Origin of the sequence: Streptomyces sp. CA-250714 (assembly GCF_050936705.1) — a bacterium.
In the GTDB taxonomy this organism is placed as follows: Bacteria; Actinomycetota; Actinomycetes; order Streptomycetales; family Streptomycetaceae; genus Streptomyces.
Map to the genome: position 1 here is coordinate 2,210,690 of NZ_JBNJMI010000001.1, position 18,170 is coordinate 2,228,859.

Sequence of the window (18,170 nt, forward strand, 5' to 3'; positions counted from 1 at the left end):
GTTCCGCCGGAGGGACCCGTTCCGTTCCGGGGAGGGTCAGTTCTGGGAGGACACCTGGTGCGAGGGATCGCCGTCCGTGCCGGGACCCAACGCGTCAAGTGCGCTGCGCAACCCGGCCAGTTTGCGCTCCAGATGTGCGGCCGTCGCAGCTGTCGCCGCGTCAGCCGAGTCGCCCAGCTGCTTGGTGAGCGCTTCCGCCTGCTCCTCTACGGCCGCCAGCCGCGCGGAGAGCTCGACCAGCAGGCCCTGCGCCTCGTCGCCGTCCTCGGCAGTGCCGGGGCGCCGCTCGCCGCTGCCGTTGCCCTCCAACTGGAGCCGCAGCAGCGACGCCTGCTCGCGCAGCTGAACGTTCTTCATGTACAGGTCGACGAAGACCGAGACCTTCGCCCGCAGCACCCAGGGATCGAACGGTTTGGAGATGTAGTCGACCGCACCGGCCGCGTAGCCGCGGAAGGTGTGGTGCGGGCCGTGGTTGATGGCCGTGAGGAAGATGATCGGGATGTCGCGGGTGCGCTCGCGGCGCTTGATATGGGCGGCTGTCTCGAAGCCGTCCATCCCCGGCATCTGGACATCCAGCAGAATGACCGCGAAGTCGTCGGTCAGCAGCGCTTTGAGCGCTTCCTCCCCTGACGATGCCCGTACCAGCGTCTGATCGAGCGCGGAGAGAATGGCCTCCAGCGCCAGCAGATTCTCCGGCCGGTCATCGACCAGGAGGATCTTGGCCTTCTGCACCATGGCCCGTCCTCCTCGCCCCGGCAGCCTTTCGGACGCCGCCCCTGGGAGCGGCTTCCTGTCGCCGCCGCCCGTCCTTGTGCCGGTCATGGTAGCCGCACCCTGCGGCCCGCCACACCCTGTCACCGTGATGTCACTGTGCACGTAGCAGAAACGCCCCAGGGGACCAAAAGGTTCCCGGTTTACCGTGTTTCCACACGCGCTTGACCACACTGAGTCAACATGTGGCCCTCATCGACACGGTGTCATATTCACCCGCCCTCCATCCACCGCCTCATGACATCCAACAGATGATCAGTATCCACCGGCTTGGTGACGTAGTCGGAAGCACCGGCCTCGATGCTCTTCTCCCGGTCGCCCTTCATCGCCTTGGCGGTCAACGCGATGATCGGCAGCCCGGCGAACTGCGGCATCTTGCGGATGGCCGCTGTCGTGGCGTAACCGTCCATCTCCGGCATCATGATGTCCATCAGCACCACGGCCGCGTCGTCGTGCTGCTCGAGCACCTCGATGCCCTCCCTGCCGTTCTCGGCGTAGAGCACTTGCAGGCCGTGCTGTTCCAGCACGCTGGTGAGCGCGAAGACGTTGCGGATGTCGTCGTCGACGATGAGCACCTTCCGGCCGGCCAGATCACCGGTGTCGCCGGCCGCGGTGGCCGGGGCCTCCTGGTCACCCTGGGTGGCCACTCCCTGTCCGGACGCCTCGGCGGTCTCGGCCGGTGCCCCGCCCGGCTGCTCGCCGGGCGCGGCCGCCCGCTGAGCCCCGTTGCCCCGTGGCCCCGCGCCGTTGGCCGTCCCGTTGACCACCCCGGCGCCGTTCTCGGCCGACGGGCCCGACGGCCGGGCCTCCGGGGGCAGTTCGGGCTGCGCCTGGCCGCTGGCGTCCCGCAGCCGCCGCCGGTCGGCCAGTGAGTGCGCCGCCTCCTCCGCGGTCTGCTCGGGCGCTACGGGGGGCGTCTCGGCGCCCTCACCGGGTGCCGGGCGCGCCGCCTCCTCGGACTCGGCAGCCGGAGCCGCCGCCGCGCCCGTCCGCGCCTCGGGGAGGGCCAGCGGGCCGCTGCCGGAGGCGAGCTGTCCGTAGCCCTGCGGCGGCAGCTCCGTCGGGTGCAGCGGCAGGTACAGGGTGAAGGTGGAGCCCCGGCCCGGCTCGCTGACCGCGTAGATCTCACCGCCCAGCAGCCGCGCGATCTCCCGGCTGATGGACAGCCCCAGGCCCGTTCCGCCGTACTTGCGCGAGGTGGTGCCGTCGGCCTGCTTGAACGCCTCGAAGATGACGCGCATCTTGCTCTGCGCGATACCGATACCGGTGTCCGTCACGGAGAAGGCGATCAGCTCCGAGTCCGGATCCCGCAGCGAACCGTGCTCCAGCATCTGCTCGCGGATCGCGTCGGGCACATCCGAACGGGCCGAGCGGATCACCAGCTCGACGGCGCCGCTGTCGGTGAACTTGACCGCGTTCGACAGCAAGTTGCGCAGCACCTGCAGGAGCCGCTGCTCGTCGGTGTGCAGCGTGGCCGGCAGCTCCGGGGATACGCTCACCGAGAAGTCCAGCCCCTTCTCCACCGTCAGCGGCCGGAAAGTGGCCTCCACATAGTCGACCAGCTGCACCAGTGCGATCCGCGTCGGGCTGACATCCATCTTGCCCGCCTCGACCTTCGACAGATCGAGGATGTCGTTGATCAGCTGCAACAGGTCCGAGCCCGCGCCATGGATGGTCTCCGCGAACTCGACCTGCTTGGGCGAGAGGTTGTTCTCCGCGTTGTCCGCCAGCAGCTTGGCCAGAATCAGCAGCGAGTTGAGCGGCGTACGCAACTCGTGCGACATGTTGGCCAGGAACTCGGACTTGTAGCGCATCGAGACCGACAGCTGCTCGGCACGCTCCTCCAGAACCTGCCGCGCCTCCTCGATCTCCCGGTTCTTGATCTCGATGTCGCTGTTGGTCTGGGCGAGCTGTTCGGCCTTCTCCTCCAGCGCCGCGTTGGACTCCTGGAGGGCCTTCTGCCGGTTCTCCAGCTCCGCCGAGCGCTCCTTCAGCTGCGCCGTCAGCTCCTGCGACTGTTCCAGCAGCCGCTCGGTACGCATATTGACGCTGATGGTGTTGACGCTCGTCGCAATCATTTCGGCGATCTGGTTCAGGAAGTCCTTCTGGATCTGCCCGAACGGCTGGAACGACGCCAGCTCGATCACGCCGAGCACCGTGCCCTCGAAGATGACGGGCAGCACCACCAGATGTGCGGGCGGCGCCTCACCCAGGCCCGAGGAGATCTTCAGATAGCCGGGCGGCACATTGCCCATCTCGATGGTGCGCTTCTCCTTCGCCGCCGTACCGATCAGCGACTCGCCGGGCAGGAAGGACGTGGGCATGCTGTCGGTGCAGTAGCCGTAGCTGCCCAGCATCCGCAGCTCGTACTTGCCGTCCTCGCCGGGCCCGGCGCCGACGCCCACCGCGCCCTCGGGGGTGCCCTCGGGCAGCGAGATGAAGAACGCGCCGTGCTGCGCGGAGACCACCGGCGTCAGCTCGCTCATGATCAGCCCCGCCACGTCCCGCAGGTCGCGGCGGCCCTGCATCAGCCCGGAGATCCGCGCCAGGTTGCCCTTGAGCCAGTCCTGCTCCTGGTTGGCCTGAGTGGTGTCCCGCAGATTGGCGATCATCGTGTTGATGTAGCCCTGAAGCTCCAGGATCTCCCCCGCCGCCTCCACATCGATACGGACATTGTGATCGCCGCGGGTCACCGCGGTGGCGACCTCGGCAATCGCCCGCACCTGACGGGTCAGGTTGCCCGCCATCTCGTTGACGGAGTCGGTCAGGTCCTTCCACGTACCGGCAACACCCGGCACCCGCGCCTGACCGCCCAACTGGCCCTCGGTGCCCACCTCACGGGCCACCCGGGTGACCTGCTCGGCGAACGACGACAGCTGGTCGACCATCGTGTTGATGGTCGTCTTCAGCTGGAGGATCTCACCGTTGGCCTCGATGTCGATCTTCTTGGTCAGATCACCCTTGGCGATGGCGGTGGTGACCATGGCGATCTGCCGCACCTGGCCGGTCAGATTGGACGCCATGGAGTTCACGGACTCCGTCAGGTCCTTCCACGTACCCGCAACGCCCTGCACACGTGCCTGACCGCCCAGCACGCCGTCGGTGCCCACCTCACGGGCCACCCGAGTCACCTGCTCCGCGAACGACGAGAGCGTGGTGACCATCGTGTTGACCGTGTCCGCGAGCTGCGCCACCTCGCCACTGGCCTCGACGGTGACCTTCTTGGTCAGGTCACCGCCCGCGACCGCCGTGGCGACCTGGGAGATGTTGCGCACCTGGCTGGTCAGGTTGTTGGCCATGATGTTGACGTTGTCGGTGAGGTCCTTCCAGATGCCCGACACATCACGCACCCTGGCCTGCCCGCCGAGAATGCCCTCGGTGCCCACCTCGCGGGCCACCCGGGTCACCTGCTCGGCGAACGACGAGAGCGTGTCCACCATGGTGTTGACGGTCGTCACCAGGGCGAGGACCTCGCCCTTGGCGTCGACGGTGATCTTCTTCGACAGATCGCCCTGCGCGACAGCCGTGGTGACCTCGGCGATGTTGCGGACCTGCGAGGTCAGATTGTTCGCCATGAAGTTCACGGACTGCGTGAGGTCCTTCCAGGTGCCCGAGACACCCTTGACCTCCGCCTGGCCGCCCAGGATGCCCTCCGTGCCGACCTCGCGGGCGACCCGGGTGACCTCCTCGGCGAACGACGACAGCTGGTCCACCATCGTGTTCAGCGTGGTCTTCAGCTCCAGGATCTCGCCCCGCGCGTCCACGTCGATCTTCTGCGACAGATCACCACGCGCGACCGCGGTCGCCACCTGCGAGATGTTGCGCACCTGAGAGGTCAGGTTGCCCGCCATACCGTTCACGGAGTCGGTCAGATCGCGCCACACACCCGCAACGCCCGGCACCTGCGCCTGGCCGCCCAGCCGACCCTCCGTACCGACCTCCCGGGCCACTCTCGTGACCTGGTCGGCGAAGGCGGAGAGCTGATCGACCATCGTATTGATGGTGTTCTTCAGCTCCAGGATCTCGCCCCGGGCATCGACCTCGATCTTCTGCGACAGATCACCACGCGCGACCGCCGTCGTCACCTGAGCGATCTGCCGCACCTGGGACGTCAGGTTGTTGGCCATGAAGTTGACGGAGTTCGTCAGGTCCTTCCAGGTGCCCGAGACGCCGTCCACCCGCGCCTGACCGCCCAGCCGGCCCTCGGTGCCCACATCCCTGGCCATCCGGGTCACCTGCTCGGCGAAGGACGACAGCTGGTCCACCATCGTGTTGACGGTGTTCTTCAGCTGAAGCATCTCGCCGGAGACGTCCACGGTGACCTTCTGCGACAGATCACCGTTCGCCACCGCCGTCGTCACCTGCGCGATGTTGCGCACCTGGCCCGTCAGGTTGCGGAAGGCGGTGTTGACCGAGTCGGTCAGATCCTTCCAGGTGCCGGCCGCGCCGGGCACGGCCGCCTGGCCGCCCAGCTCACCCTCGACGCCGATCTCCCGGGCGACGCGGGTCACCTCCGCACCGAACGCGGAGAGCTGGTCCACCATCGTGTTGACGGTGTTCTTCAACTCCTGCATCTCACCGGAGACATCCACGGTGACCTTCTGCGACAGATCACCGTTCGCCACCGCCGTCGTCACCTGCGCGATGTCCCGCACCTGAGCGGTCAGATTACGGAAGGCGGAGTTGACCGAATCGGTCAGATCCTTCCAGATCCCGGCAGCGCCCGGGACGACCGCCTGGCCGCCCAGCACGCCATCGGTGCCGACCTCGCTCGCCGCCCGTGTGACCTCGTCCGCGAGTGTACGCAGCGTGTCCGTCATCGCGTTGATCGTCTCGGCGAGCTGCGCCACCTCGCCCCGCGCGTTCACGGTGATCTTCTGCGACAGATCGCCATTGGCCACCGCCGTGGTCACCTGGGCGATCTCCCGCACCTGGGAGGTGAGATTCCCCGCCATCAGGTTGACGGAGTCCGTCAGGTCCTTCCACACGCCCGCGACGCCCTGCACCCGCGCCTGGCCGCCCAGCTCACCCTCGGTGCCGACCTCGCGCGCGACCCGGGTGACCTCGGACTGGAAGGAGGAGAGCTGGTCGACCATCGTGTTGACGGTGTTCTTCAGCTCCAGCATCTCGCCGGCGACATGAACGGTCACCTTGCGTGACAGGTCACCCTTGGCGACCGCCGTCGTCACCAGCGCGATGTCCCGCACCTGGGCCGTCAGCCGCGACGCCATGGTGTTGACGGAATCGGTCAGATCCTTCCAGGAACCGGACATTCCGCGCACTCGCGCCTGGCCGCCCAGCTTTCCCTCGGTGCCCACCTCGCTGGCGACCCGGGTCACCTCGTCCGTGAACGCCGAAAGCTGGTCCACCAGCCCGTTCACCGTGCGGCCGACCTTCAGGAACTCCCCGCGCAGCGGATGCCCGCCGCCCTCGGCCCCGCGCGAGCGCAGATCCATGCGCTGCTCCAGGTCACCGTCGGCGACAGCAGACAGCACCCTGCCCACCTCGGAGACGGGCCACACCAGGTCGTCCACCAGCGCGTTCGCCGCGTCGATCGCCGACGCCCAGGAGCCCTCACACGTACCGGTCTGCAACCGCTCTGTGAGTTTTCCCTCACGTCCCACCACACGCCGCACCCGGGACAGCTCGCCCGTCAGATGCAGATTCTGGTCCGCGACCTCGTTGAAGACCGCGGCGATCTCGGCCATCGGGCCCTCTCCGGTCACGGTGAGCCGCTTGCGGAAATTCCCGTCCCGCATCGCCGTCAGCCCTGCCAGGAGCTTGTTGACGGCGGCGGCGTCCACCTCGATCGTCCCGCTCCTCCGGGACCGTCCGCCCTTCACGCGCGTGTTGCCGCTACGCGCGGTTGCGCCAGACTCCACTGCCCCTCCTGCGGGTCGACCTTCCTGCCCGGGCCCTTGTACTCCGAGCCTTCCCAGTGTTTCACCCTGCCCGAACCCGGCGATAACAGTTCGGCAGCATGGCATATCGCACTGCGTTCGCGGACCCGGAGGGAAATCACCCGCATCCGGCAGCCACTCGCCGTGGATACGTAAGTAACCTGGCACCCGGCTGTCCGTTCACCCCCATGTCGGCGGGGTGCCCGACCGGGTCGGATGGGTAGGGGCTTCGCAGGGGGCAGCGGTGTGAGTACGAAGGGCGACGGAGGGGCGCTGCGGTGACGCAAGAGCAGAGCGCCGAGCGCGGGGGATTCCCCACCGGGATCCCCCCGAACGCCGTGGGCTCACAACAAGGCCCGAACGACGAGGCAGGGACCGTTACGGCCCTGACCGCACAGCGCACACCAGTGCGCCTGGCCGACAGGACATCCATGGGGAGACCAGTGATCACCGCACGAGCCGCCGCCACCTTCGAACCGGTGGGCCGGTCCGTCGCCACCGCGCGCGGCTTCGTACGCGACACCCTCCAGGGCTGGGGCCTGTCCGACATCGTCGACGACGCCGTCGTACTGACCAGCGAACTGGTCACCAACGCCGTCGTGCACGCCGGAACCGCCGCGGAGGTGCTGTGCCTGCGCGACGAGGACGGCGTCCGCATCGAGGTCATCGACCGCTACCCGGAGCGTGAGCTGCCGCTCCAGGAGGTCAATCCGCAGCCCGCCAGCCCCGACCGCGAGGGAGGCCGCGGACTGCTGCTGGCCTCGGCCTTGGCCACCCGCTGGGGCGTCGACTACACCGCGGCCGACAAGCGCGTCTGGTTCCGTCTCGACCTCCCCGAGCGCCCCGTCGGTACCCGTACGGCAGGCCCCGCGCTCCCGGACACCGCCCTGCCGGTCACCGACACCCGCGTCCGGGTAGCCGTCATCCAGGTCGACCGCAGCGGCTCGATCAGCGCCTGGAACGAAGACGCCACCGAACTGTTCGACTATCCGGCGGAACAGGTCGTCGGCAAGCCGCTCACCGACTTCGCCGCCTGGCCGCACACCCCCGGCACCGGCACCGGCGTCGCCGAGGCGCTGCGCCTCTCCCGCTGGGAGGGCTCCTACGGCATGCGCGGCTCGGACGGCCGCACCATCCCCGTCTACGCCTCCCACCTGCGCGTACGCGACAGCGACGGCGAGCCCTCCACGGTCTGCCTGCTGGTGCGCGAGCACGAGCGCGCCGTACTCCAGTCCCCGCCCCGCGTCCACTCGCACGACAACACCGGCACCGCCGGCGACTCCCAGGAGCAGTCCGCAGCCGACCCCTTCGAGGTCTTCATCGGCTCCCCCGCCCCCGACGACCTCGACGGCCTGCTCCAGCGCACCGTGGAACGTGCCAGGGACATGCTCGACGGCGACTCCGCGTATCTGCTGCTGGCCACCGACGACGAGACGGAGCTGGAGGTCCGCGCCTCCACCGGCCTCCCCTCGGCCCGCCAGCGCTTCGCCCGCGTCCCCGTGGAGACCGGCAGCGGCCGGTACGGCTCGGCCCGTATGCCGTCCGTACACGAGGACCTCACCGTCGTCCCCGGCGCCGTACCTCTGCTGGACGGCACGGGCATGCGTTCCGTGGTCACCGTCCCCCTCAAGGTCGAGGGCCGGCTCACCGGCTCCCTCGGCGTCGCCACCGAGGCACCGGGCCGGTACACGAACGAGGAGGCGCTGCGCCTCCAGTTCGCCGCCGACCGCATCGCCCTCGCCGTGGAACGTGCCCGCCTCACCGAGCTGGAACGGCTGCGGCGCGGCTCGCTCTCCTTCCTCGTCGAAGCCTCCGATCTGCTCGCCGGCACCCTCGACCGCGACCAGACGCTCGCCCTGATGGCCCAGATGACGGTCCCCACCCTGGCCACCTGGTGCGCCGTCTACACCGTCGCCGACCAGGGCTCCGAGCCCAAGCTGTCCTACGTACTGCACGAGGACGAGGACCGCATCGACAACCTCAAGGGACTGCTCGCCAAGGTCGACCCACCCGAGCCCGTGCCCACGCCCGGAGCCCGCGTGTGGACGGCTCCCACCGAGGCCGCACACTCCGCCGCCATGCGCACCTCGCTGCGCAGCGTCTCGCTGGAAGGCGAGGACCACCAGCTCTCCGCCGGCACGAGCCTGGCCACCGCGGCGGCCGTCGGCGGCGAGACCGTCGTCCTGCCCTTGGTGGCGCGCAACCGCGTCATCGGCATGCTGACCCTGGGCAAACCCACCGACGAGCGGTTCCGCCAGGAGATCCTGGAACTGGCCGAGGACCTCTCCCGCCGTGCCGCCCTCGCGCTGGACAACGCGCGCCTCTACTCCGAGCGCACCGCCATCAGCCAGTCCCTCCAGCGCAGCCTCCTGCCGCCCGAACTCCCGGACATCACAGGCGGGATCGAGCGCGAGGTCATCTACCGCGCCGCAGGCGAGGGCAACGAGGTCGGCGGCGATTTCTACGACCTCTTCGAGATCCGCGAAGGCGTCTACGGCTTCGCCATCGGCGACGTCTGCGGTACGGGCCCCGAGGCCGCCGCCGTCACCGGCCTGGCCCGGCACGCGCTGCGCCTGCTCGCCCGCGAGGGCCTCGGCGGACCGGCCGTACTGGAGCGCCTCAACACCGCCATCCTCGACGAGGGGGCGCGCAGCCGCTTCCTCACCCTCCTCTACGGCGAGATGCACCCTCAGGAGGACGGCAGCGCCGAGCTGAAGGTCGTCTGCGCGGGCCATCCCCTGCCGCTGCGCCTGCGCCAGGACGGCAGCGTCGAACCCGCCGCCGACCCCCAGCCACTGCTGGGCGTCATGGAGGACCTGGAGCTGTACGAGCAGACCGTCTCCCTCGACCCGGGCGACGTACTGCTGTGCGTGACGGACGGCGTGACAGAACGCCGCGAGGGCACCCGCATGCTCGGCGACGACGGCCTGGCCGACGTCCTCGGCACCTGCACGGGACTCAACGCCGGTGCGGTGGCAGCCCGCATCATGCGCGCTGTCGAACGCTTCGCCAGCGACGCCCCCTCGGACGACATGGCCATTCTGGCGATGCGGGTCCCGGAGTAGAAGCTACGGGGCACGCCACAACGGTGCACCAACGAAGAAGGCCCCCGCCAATTGGCGGGGGCCTTCAACTCGCTTATGAAGAGCCCCAAAACGGAATCGAACCGTTGACCTTCTCCTTACCATGGAGACGCTCTGCCGACTGAGCTATTGGGGCGCGGTCAGCGGAAGAGATCTTACCCGATCCACGGCACTGGATCGAACTGGCGCTGGACCGCCCCATCACACTCAGCTGGCGCGCTCCTGCAACAGCCCACCAAGCCCGTTGCAGGCCGACACCACACGGTGCAGGTCCTTCTTCGTCATGGCAGCGCTCAACGGCAAGGACAGGCACTCGTCGGCAGCCCGCTCCGCCTCGGGCAACCGCACAGCAGGCGCGTATTCGGTGTACTGCGCGTACTCCGGCAACCGGTGGGCCGGCACCCGCACAGGAACGTCACATTCGACGCCCCTCATCCGCAGCGCCCGCCGAAAGGCATCCCGGTCCGGACGCCCGTTCCCGAGCACCCGCACGACATACGCCGTGAAAGCGTGCTCGACCCCCTCCCCGACCGCCGGCACGACGACGCCCCTGAGCCGACGCCCCAGGTACGTGGCGTACTGGCGCCTCCGCACCGCGTCGATCGCATCCGTACGAGGCAGCTGCTCCCACTCGACGACAGGAACGGCATGCTCCGCCCCCAGCGCACGCAGTTCGGTCATATCCGCGGAGCGACCGAAGAGGTGAACGGGAACGATGGCCGCAGTCCGCGAGGTCACCACACCTGCCGCGGACGCGGGATCGAGACAGTAGGTATCGGCATCGATGTCAGCAAAGACGGGCCGGGCTCCGAGGTCCCGCACGGCCTGCGCGACGTCGGCTCCGCCGAACGACGGCACCACGACCTCGTCACCTGCACCGACGCCTGCTGCGCTCAACTGTGTTGTCGCCATGGTCGGATCATGTCCACGTAACGTGAACTGCCGGTGACCAGACACAAAAAAGTCGTGGTCCCTGGACTGACGTCCAGGGACCACGACTTGTAAAGATCGTTCGGCGGTGTCCTACTCTCCCACACACTCCCGCATGCAGTACCATCGGCGCTGAAAGGCTTAGCTTCCGGGTTCGGAATGTAACCGGGCGTTTCCCTCACGCTATGACCACCGAAACACGGCGAAACACACAACCAGCAACACACCACACAGGTGTGTTTTGGGTTGTTGTCTCAGAACCAACACAGTGGACGCGAGCATCTACGGACAAGCCCTCGGCCTATTAGTACCGGTCACCTCCACCCATTACTGGGCTTCCAGATCCGGCCTATCAACCCCGTCATCTCCAGGGAGCCTTAACCCCTCCAAGGGGGTGGGAGTCCTCATCTCGAAGCAGGCTTCCCGCTTAGATGCTTTCAGCGGTTATCCTTCCCGAACGTAGCCAACCAGCCATGCCCTTGGCAGAACAACTGGCACACCAGAGGTCCGTCCGTCCCGGTCCTCTCGTACTAGGGACAGCCCTTCTCAAGACTCCTACGCGCGCAGCGGATAGGGACCGAACTGTCTCACGACGTTCTAAACCCAGCTCGCGTACCGCTTTAATGGGCGAACAGCCCAACCCTTGGGACCGACTCCAGCCCCAGGATGCGACGAGCCGACATCGAGGTGCCAAACCATCCCGTCGATATGGACTCTTGGGGAAGATCAGCCTGTTATCCCCGGGGTACCTTTTATCCGTTGAGCGACGGCGCTTCCACAAGCCACCGCCGGATCACTAGTCCCGACTTTCGTCCCTGCTCGACCCGTCAGTCTCACAGTCAAGCTCCCTTGTGCACTTACACTCACCACCTGATGACCAACCAGGCTGAGGGAACCTTTGGGCGCCTCCGTTACCCTTTAGGAGGCAACCGCCCCAGTTAAACTACCCACCAGACACTGTCCCCGATCCGGATCACGGACCCAGGTTAGACATCCAGCACGACCAGAGTGGTATTTCAACAACGACTCCACAACCACTGGCGTGGCCGCTTCACAGTCTCCCACCTATCCTACACAAGCCGAACCGAACACCAATATCAAGCTGTAGTAAAGGTCCCGGGGTCTTTCCGTCCTGCTGCGCGAAACGAGCATCTTTACTCGTACTGCAATTTCACCGGGCCTATGGTTGAGACAGTCAAGAAGTCGTTACGCCATTCGTGCAGGTCGGAACTTACCCGACAAGGAATTTCGCTACCTTAGGATGGTTATAGTTACCACCGCCGTTTACTGGCGCTTAAGTTCTCAGCTTCACCAGGACGAATCCTGACTAACCGGTCCCCTTAACGTTCCAGCACCGGGCAGGCGTCAGTCCGTATACATCGCCTTACGGCTTCGCACGGACCTGTGTTTTTAGTAAACAGTCGCTTCTCGCTGGTCTCTGCGGCCACCCCCAGCTCACCAAGCATGTTGGATCACCAGAAATGGCCCCCCTTCTCCCGAAGTTACGGGGGCATTTTGCCGAGTTCCTTAACCATAGTTCACCCGAACGCCTCAGTATTCTCTACCAGACCACCTGAGTCGGTTTAGGGTACGGGCCGCCACACAACTCGCTAGAGGCTTTTCTCGACAGCACAGGATCACCCACTTCACCACAAACGGCTCGGCATCAGGTCTCACCCCTCATGCCAGGCGGATTTCCCTACCCGACGGGCTACACCCTTACCCCGGGACAACCATCGCCCGGGCTGGACTACCTCACTGCGTCACCCCATCACTCACCTACTACAAGCTCGGGCCGTCGGCTCCACCAAAACCCTTTCACCCGAAGGATCCAGAGCGGCTTCACGGACTTAGCATCACCTGATTCGATGTTTGACGCTGCATAGCGGGTACCGGAATATCAACCGGTTCTCCATCGACTACGCCTGTCGGCCTCGCCTTAGGTCCCGACTTACCCTGGGCAGATCAGCTTGACCCAGGAACCCTTAGTCAATCGGCGCACACGTTTCTCACGCATGTATCGCTACTCATGCCTGCATTCTCACTCGTGAACCATCCACAACTCGCTTCCACGGCTGCTTCACCCGGCACACGACGCTCCCCTACCCACCCCAGCCCCCGTTAGGAGTATTACTGGAGTGACACGACTTCGGCGGTGTACTTGAGCCCCGCTACATTATCGGCGCGGAATCACTTGACCAGTGAGCTATTACGCACTCTTTCAAGGATGGCTGCTTCTAAGCCAACCTCCTGGTTGTCCCTGCGACTCCACATCCTTTCCCACTTAGCACACGCTTAGGGGCCTTAGTCGATGCTCTGGGCTGTTTCCCTCTCGACCATGGAGCTTATCCCCCACAGTCTCACTGCCGCGCTCTCACTTACCGGCATTCGGAGTTTGGCTAAGGTCAGTAACCCGGTAGGGCCCATCGCCTATCCAGTGCTCTACCTCCGGCAAGAAACACACGACGCTGCACCTAAATGCATTTCGGGGAGAACCAGCTATCACGGAGTTTGATTGGCCTTTCACCCCTAACCACAGGTCATCCCCCAGGTTTTCAACCCTGGTGGGTTCGGGCCTCCACACGGTCTTACCCGCGCTTCACCCTGCCCATGGCTAGATCACTCCGCTTCGGGTCTTGAACACGCTACTCAAACGCCCTCTTCGGACTCGCTTTCGCTACGGCTCCCCCACACGGGTTAACCTCGCAACATGCCGCAAACTCGCAGGCTCATTCTTCAAAAGGCACGCAGTCACGACGTTACATGCAAGCATGCAACGCGACGCTCCCACGGCTTGTAGGCACACGGTTTCAGGTACTCTTTCACTCCGCTCCCGCGGTACTTTTCACCATTCCCTCACGGTACTATCCGCTATCGGTCACCAGGGAATATTTAGGCTTGACGGGTGGTCCCGCCAGATTCACACAGGATTTCTCGGGCCCCATGCTACTTGGGAGTCCCACAAACGAGTTGCCAACATTTCAGCTACGGGGGTCTTACCCTCTACGCCGGGCCTTTCGCATGCCCTTCGCCTACATCGACAATTTCTTACTCGTCCAGCAGCCGGCAGACCACTGAAGTGGAATCCCACAACCCCGCATGCGCAACCCCTGCCGGGTCTCACACACATACGGTTTAGCCTCCTCCGGTTTCGCTCACCACTACTCCCGGAATCACGGTTGTTTTCTCTTCCTACGGGTACTGAGATGTTTCACTTCCCCGCGTTCCCTCCACACCGCCTATACATTCAGCGGCAGGTGACAGCCCATGACGACTGCCGGGTTCCCCCATTCGGACACCCCCGGATCACAGCTCGGTTGACAGCTCCCCGGGGCCTATCGCGGCCTCCCACGTCCTTCATCGGTTCCTGGTGCCAAGGCATCCACCGTGCGCCCTTAAAAACTTGGCCACAGATGCTCGCGTCCACTGTGCAGTTCTCAAACAACAACCAGCCACCCACCACCCCACCCCGAAGAGCGAGTTCACTGGGACCGGCAACCAAGAGCCACAACCTTCAACGGCCGTGCCCTCAGACACCCAACAGCGCGCCCGACACCCCCAGTCCGCCTTACGCGTTCCACGCTCCGAAGAGCAGTACTAGCCCAAGACCAACCGAGAGTGCCGAATAGTCAACGTTCCACCCATGAGCAACCCACCGCGAGTCGTTCGCTCGCGTAGTGGGCCTCTGGACCGCCGAAGCGGCCAAAGATGCTCCTTAGAAAGGAGGTGATCCAGCCGCACCTTCCGGTACGGCTACCTTGTTACGACTTCGTCCCAATCGCCAGTCCCACCTTCGACGATTCCCTCCCCACAAGGGGGTTGGGCCACCGGCTTCGGGTGTTACCGACTTTCGTGACGTGACGGGCGGTGTGTACAAGGCCCGGGAACGTATTCACCGCAGCAATGCTGATCTGCGATTACTAGCGACTCCGACTTCATGGGGTCGAGTTGCAGACCCCAATCCGAACTGAGACCGGCTTTTTGAGATTCGCTCCACCTCACGGCATCGCAGCTCATTGTACCGGCCATTGTAGCACGTGTGCAGCCCAAGACATAAGGGGCATGATGACTTGACGTCGTCCCCACCTTCCTCCGAGTTGACCCCGGCAGTCTCCCGTGAGTCCCCAACCTCCCGAAGGAGTTGCTGGCAACACAGGACAAGGGTTGCGCTCGTTGCGGGACTTAACCCAACATCTCACGACACGAGCTGACGACAGCCATGCACCACCTGTACACCGACCACAAGGGGGCCCCTGTCTCCAGAGGTTTCCGGTGTATGTCAAGCCTTGGTAAGGTTCTTCGCGTTGCGTCGAATTAAGCCACATGCTCCGCCGCTTGTGCGGGCCCCCGTCAATTCCTTTGAGTTTTAGCCTTGCGGCCGTACTCCCCAGGCGGGGCACTTAATGCGTTAGCTGCGGCACGGACCACGTGGAATGTGGCCCACACCTAGTGCCCAACGTTTACGGCGTGGACTACCAGGGTATCTAATCCTGTTCGCTCCCCACGCTTTCGCTCCTCAGCGTCAGTATCGGCCCAGAGATCCGCCTTCGCCACCGGTGTTCCTCCTGATATCTGCGCATTTCACCGCTACACCAGGAATTCCGATCTCCCCTGCCGAACTCCAGCCTGCCCGTATCGAATGCAGACCCGGGGTTAAGCCCCGGGCTTTCACATCCGACGCGACAAGCCGCCTACGAGCTCTTTACGCCCAATAATTCCGGACAACGCTCGCACCCTACGTATTACCGCGGCTGCTGGCACGTAGTTAGCCGGTGCTTCTTCTGCAGGTACCGTCACTCGCGCTTCTTCCCTGCTGAAAGAGGTTTACAACCCGAAGGCCGTCATCCCTCACGCGGCGTCGCTGCATCAGGCTTTCGCCCATTGTGCAATATTCCCCACTGCTGCCTCCCGTAGGAGTCTGGGCCGTGTCTCAGTCCCAGTGTGGCCGGTCGCCCTCTCAGGCCGGCTACCCGTCGTCGCCTTGGTAGGCCATCACCCCACCAACAAGCTGATAGGCCGCGGGCTCATCCTGCACCGCCGGAGCTTTCCACACGGAGATCATGCGATCCCGTGTCGTATCCGGTATTAGACCCCGTTTCCAGGGCTTGTCCCAGAGTGCAGGGCAGATTGCCCACGTGTTACTCACCCGTTCGCCACTAATCCCCGACCGAAGCCGGTTCATCGTTCGACTTGCATGTGTTAAGCACGCCGCCAGCGTTCGTCCTGAGCCAGGATCAAACTCTCCGTGAATGCTTCATTCGCGGAAGAGCGGAACAGTAGCCAGAGGAATAGTCGGGCACTGTCCACAGCGTCCTCGCTGTAATTTTCTTCAAAGGAACCTCAACTCGCCTTCGGCGAGTCGGGGTATCAACATATCTGGCGTTGACTTTTGGCACGCTGTTGAGTTCTCAAGGAACGGACGCTTCCTTTGGATTCCCTCTCGGGTTTCCTCCGGACGTTTGCCCTTTCGGTGTTTCCAACCTTACCAGAATCTTTTTCCGGCTCGTTTCCGAGCTGATTTCGGATTCCTGGCTATCGATCGCTCCCGGGACGTAGTGGCCCCGGGTTCCCGATGCGGTGGAGATGTAAACGTACTGGAGCGGGGCGCCTGGAGGCAAATCGAGGCGCCCCGCTCATCCGTGGGCCCTGGCAGGGGCCCTGACGGGAGGTCAGACCTCGACGACCACTGGGAGGATCATCGGGCGGCGGCGGTAGGTGTCCGAGACCCACTTGCCGACCGTGCGGCGCACCAGCTGCTGGAGCTGGTGGGTCTCCGCGACGCCGTCCTGTGCCGACTTGGCGAGCGCCTCGTCGATCCTCGGGATGACCGCGGCGAAGTCGGCCTCGTCGATACCGGAGCCGCGGGACTGGAGGTGGGGGCCGCCCACGGTCTTGCCGGTGGTGCTGTCGACCACGACGAAGATCGAGATGATGCCCTCGTCGCCGAGGATGCGGCGGTCCTTGAGGGAGGACTCGGTGACGTCACCGACCGAGAGGCCGTCGACGTAGACGTAGCCAGCCTGGACCTTGCCGGTGATCTTGGCCTTGCCGTCGACCAGGTCGACGACGACGCCGTCCTCGGCGATCACGATGCGGTCGTGCGGGACGCCGGTCGCCGCGCCAAGCTCGGCGTTGGCGCGCAGGTGGCGCCATTCGCCGTGGACCGGCATCAGGTTCCTGGGCCGGCAGATGTTGTAGAAGTACAGCAGCTCACCGGCGGAGGCGTGCCCGGAGACGTGGACCTTGGCGTTGCCCTTGTGGACGACGTTGGCGCCCCAGCGGGTCAGGCCGTTGATCACGCGGTAGACGGCGTTCTCGTTGCCCGGGATGAGGGACGAGGCCAGGATCACCGTGTCGCCCTGGACGATACGGATCTGGTGGTCGCGGTTGGCCATCCGGGAGAGGGCTGCCATGGGCTCGCCCTGGGAGCCGGTGCAGACCAGCACGACCTCGTCGTCCGGCAGGTCGTCGAGCGTCTTGACGTCGACGACGAGTCCGGCCGGCACCCGGAGGTAGCCAAGGTCGCGGGCGATGCCCATGTTGCGGACCATGGAGCGGCCGACAAAGGCGACCCGGCGGCCGTGTTCGTGGGCGGCGTCCAGGATCTGCTGGATGCGGTGCACATGGCTGGCGAAGCTGGCCACGATGATCCGCTTCTGGGCGCTGGAGAAGACCTGGCGCAGCACCGAGGAGATCTCGCGCTCGGGCGGTACGAAGCCGGGGACCTCGGCGTTGGTCGAGTCGCTGAGCAGCAGATCGATGCCCTCTTCACCGAGGCGGGCGAAGGCACGCAGGTCGGTGAGGCGGCCGTCCATCGGCAGCTGGTCCATCTTGAAGTCGCCGGTGTGCACGACCATGCCCGCCGGGGTGCGGATGGCGACGGCGAGGGCATCGGGGATGGAGTGGTTGACCGCGAGGAACTCGCAGTCGAACGGACCGATGCGCTCGCGGTGCCCCTCCTCGACCTCGAGGGTGTAGGGCCGGATGCGGTGCTCCTGGAGCTTGGCCTCGATCAGGGCGAGGGTCAGCTTGGAGCCGATCAGCGGGATGTCGGCCTTCTCCCGCAGCAGGTAGGGGATGCCGCCGATGTGGTCCTCATGGCCGTGGGTGAGGACGATGCCGTCGATGTCGTCGAGGCGGTCCCTCAGACAGGTGAAGTCGGGGAGGATCAGGTCGATGCCGGGCTGCTCCTCCTCGGGGAAGAGGACGCCGCAGTCGACGATCAGCAGCCTGCCGCCGTACTCGAAGACGGTCATGTTGCGGCCGATCTCACCGAGCCCGCCCAGCGGGGTGACGCGTAGGCCACCCTCGGGGAGCTTCGGGGGCGGCCCGAGCTCTGGATGCGGATGACTCAAAAGACTCTCCTTACCACGCGCGCCACGCACCCGCCTGGGCACGTGGCGCGCGATATTCATGATGCGCACGCGGACGCACGTGTCGTACGTACGTGTCGTGCTCGTTCCGAAGGTTCATGCACTGTTGTGCA

The 18,170-nt window shown here is 65.4% G+C and carries 5 protein-coding genes, 1 tRNA gene and 3 rRNA genes; 1 reads left to right on the top strand and 8 read right to left on the bottom strand.

Annotated elements, in window-relative coordinates:
- Nucleotides 1–36 precede the first annotated feature (36 nt).
- Together ACQEU8_RS09650 and ACQEU8_RS09655 are read right to left on the bottom strand one after the other, a co-directional pair.
- Nucleotides 37–735 carry a response regulator gene (locus tag ACQEU8_RS09650; protein ID WP_433098885.1) on the bottom strand — a complete coding sequence of 233 codons (699 nt, stop codon included), beginning with the start codon at nt 733–735 and terminating at the stop codon, nt 37–39.
- Nucleotides 736–983: 248 nt separating this feature from the next.
- Nucleotides 984–6,653: a HAMP domain-containing protein gene (locus ACQEU8_RS09655; RefSeq protein WP_433098887.1), complete on the bottom strand. Its 5,670-nt coding sequence runs from the start codon at nt 6,651–6,653 to the stop codon at nt 984–986.
- Nucleotides 6,654–7,114: 461 nt separating this feature from the next.
- Here ACQEU8_RS09655 and ACQEU8_RS09660 point away from each other — a divergent pair, with 461 nt between their 5' ends.
- Nucleotides 7,115–9,736, top strand: coding sequence for a SpoIIE family protein phosphatase (locus ACQEU8_RS09660; RefSeq protein ID WP_433098889.1), 2,622 nt, complete (start codon nt 7,115–7,117; stop codon nt 9,734–9,736).
- Nucleotides 9,737–9,817: 81 nt separating this feature from the next.
- On the opposite strand, the gene ACQEU8_RS09665 is transcribed toward ACQEU8_RS09660, so the two are convergent.
- The 6 genes from ACQEU8_RS09665 to ACQEU8_RS09690 form a co-directional block, all read right to left on the bottom strand.
- Nucleotides 9,818–9,890, bottom strand: a tRNA-Thr gene (locus ACQEU8_RS09665).
- A gap of 71 nt (nt 9,891–9,961) precedes the next feature.
- Nucleotides 9,962–10,666 (bottom strand): DegT/DnrJ/EryC1/StrS family aminotransferase, encoded by a 705-nt coding sequence (locus tag ACQEU8_RS09670; RefSeq protein ID WP_433098891.1) that lies wholly within the window; start codon nt 10,664–10,666, stop codon nt 9,962–9,964.
- 98 nt (nt 10,667–10,764) lie between these two features.
- Nucleotides 10,765–10,881, bottom strand: a 5S ribosomal RNA gene (rrf, locus tag ACQEU8_RS09675).
- An 87-nt stretch (nt 10,882–10,968) separates the two neighbouring features.
- A 23S ribosomal RNA gene (locus ACQEU8_RS09680) occupies nt 10,969–14,093 on the bottom strand.
- A gap of 310 nt (nt 14,094–14,403) precedes the next feature.
- Nucleotides 14,404–15,934 (bottom strand): 16S ribosomal RNA (locus tag ACQEU8_RS09685).
- The 16S, 23S and 5S rRNA genes sit together here, the layout of an rRNA operon.
- 419 nt (nt 15,935–16,353) lie before the next feature.
- Complete coding sequence (locus ACQEU8_RS09690) at nt 16,354–18,039, bottom strand: ribonuclease J (RefSeq protein WP_433098893.1); 1,686 nt, start codon at nt 18,037–18,039, stop codon at nt 16,354–16,356.
- Nucleotides 18,040–18,170: the final 131 nt, after the last annotated feature.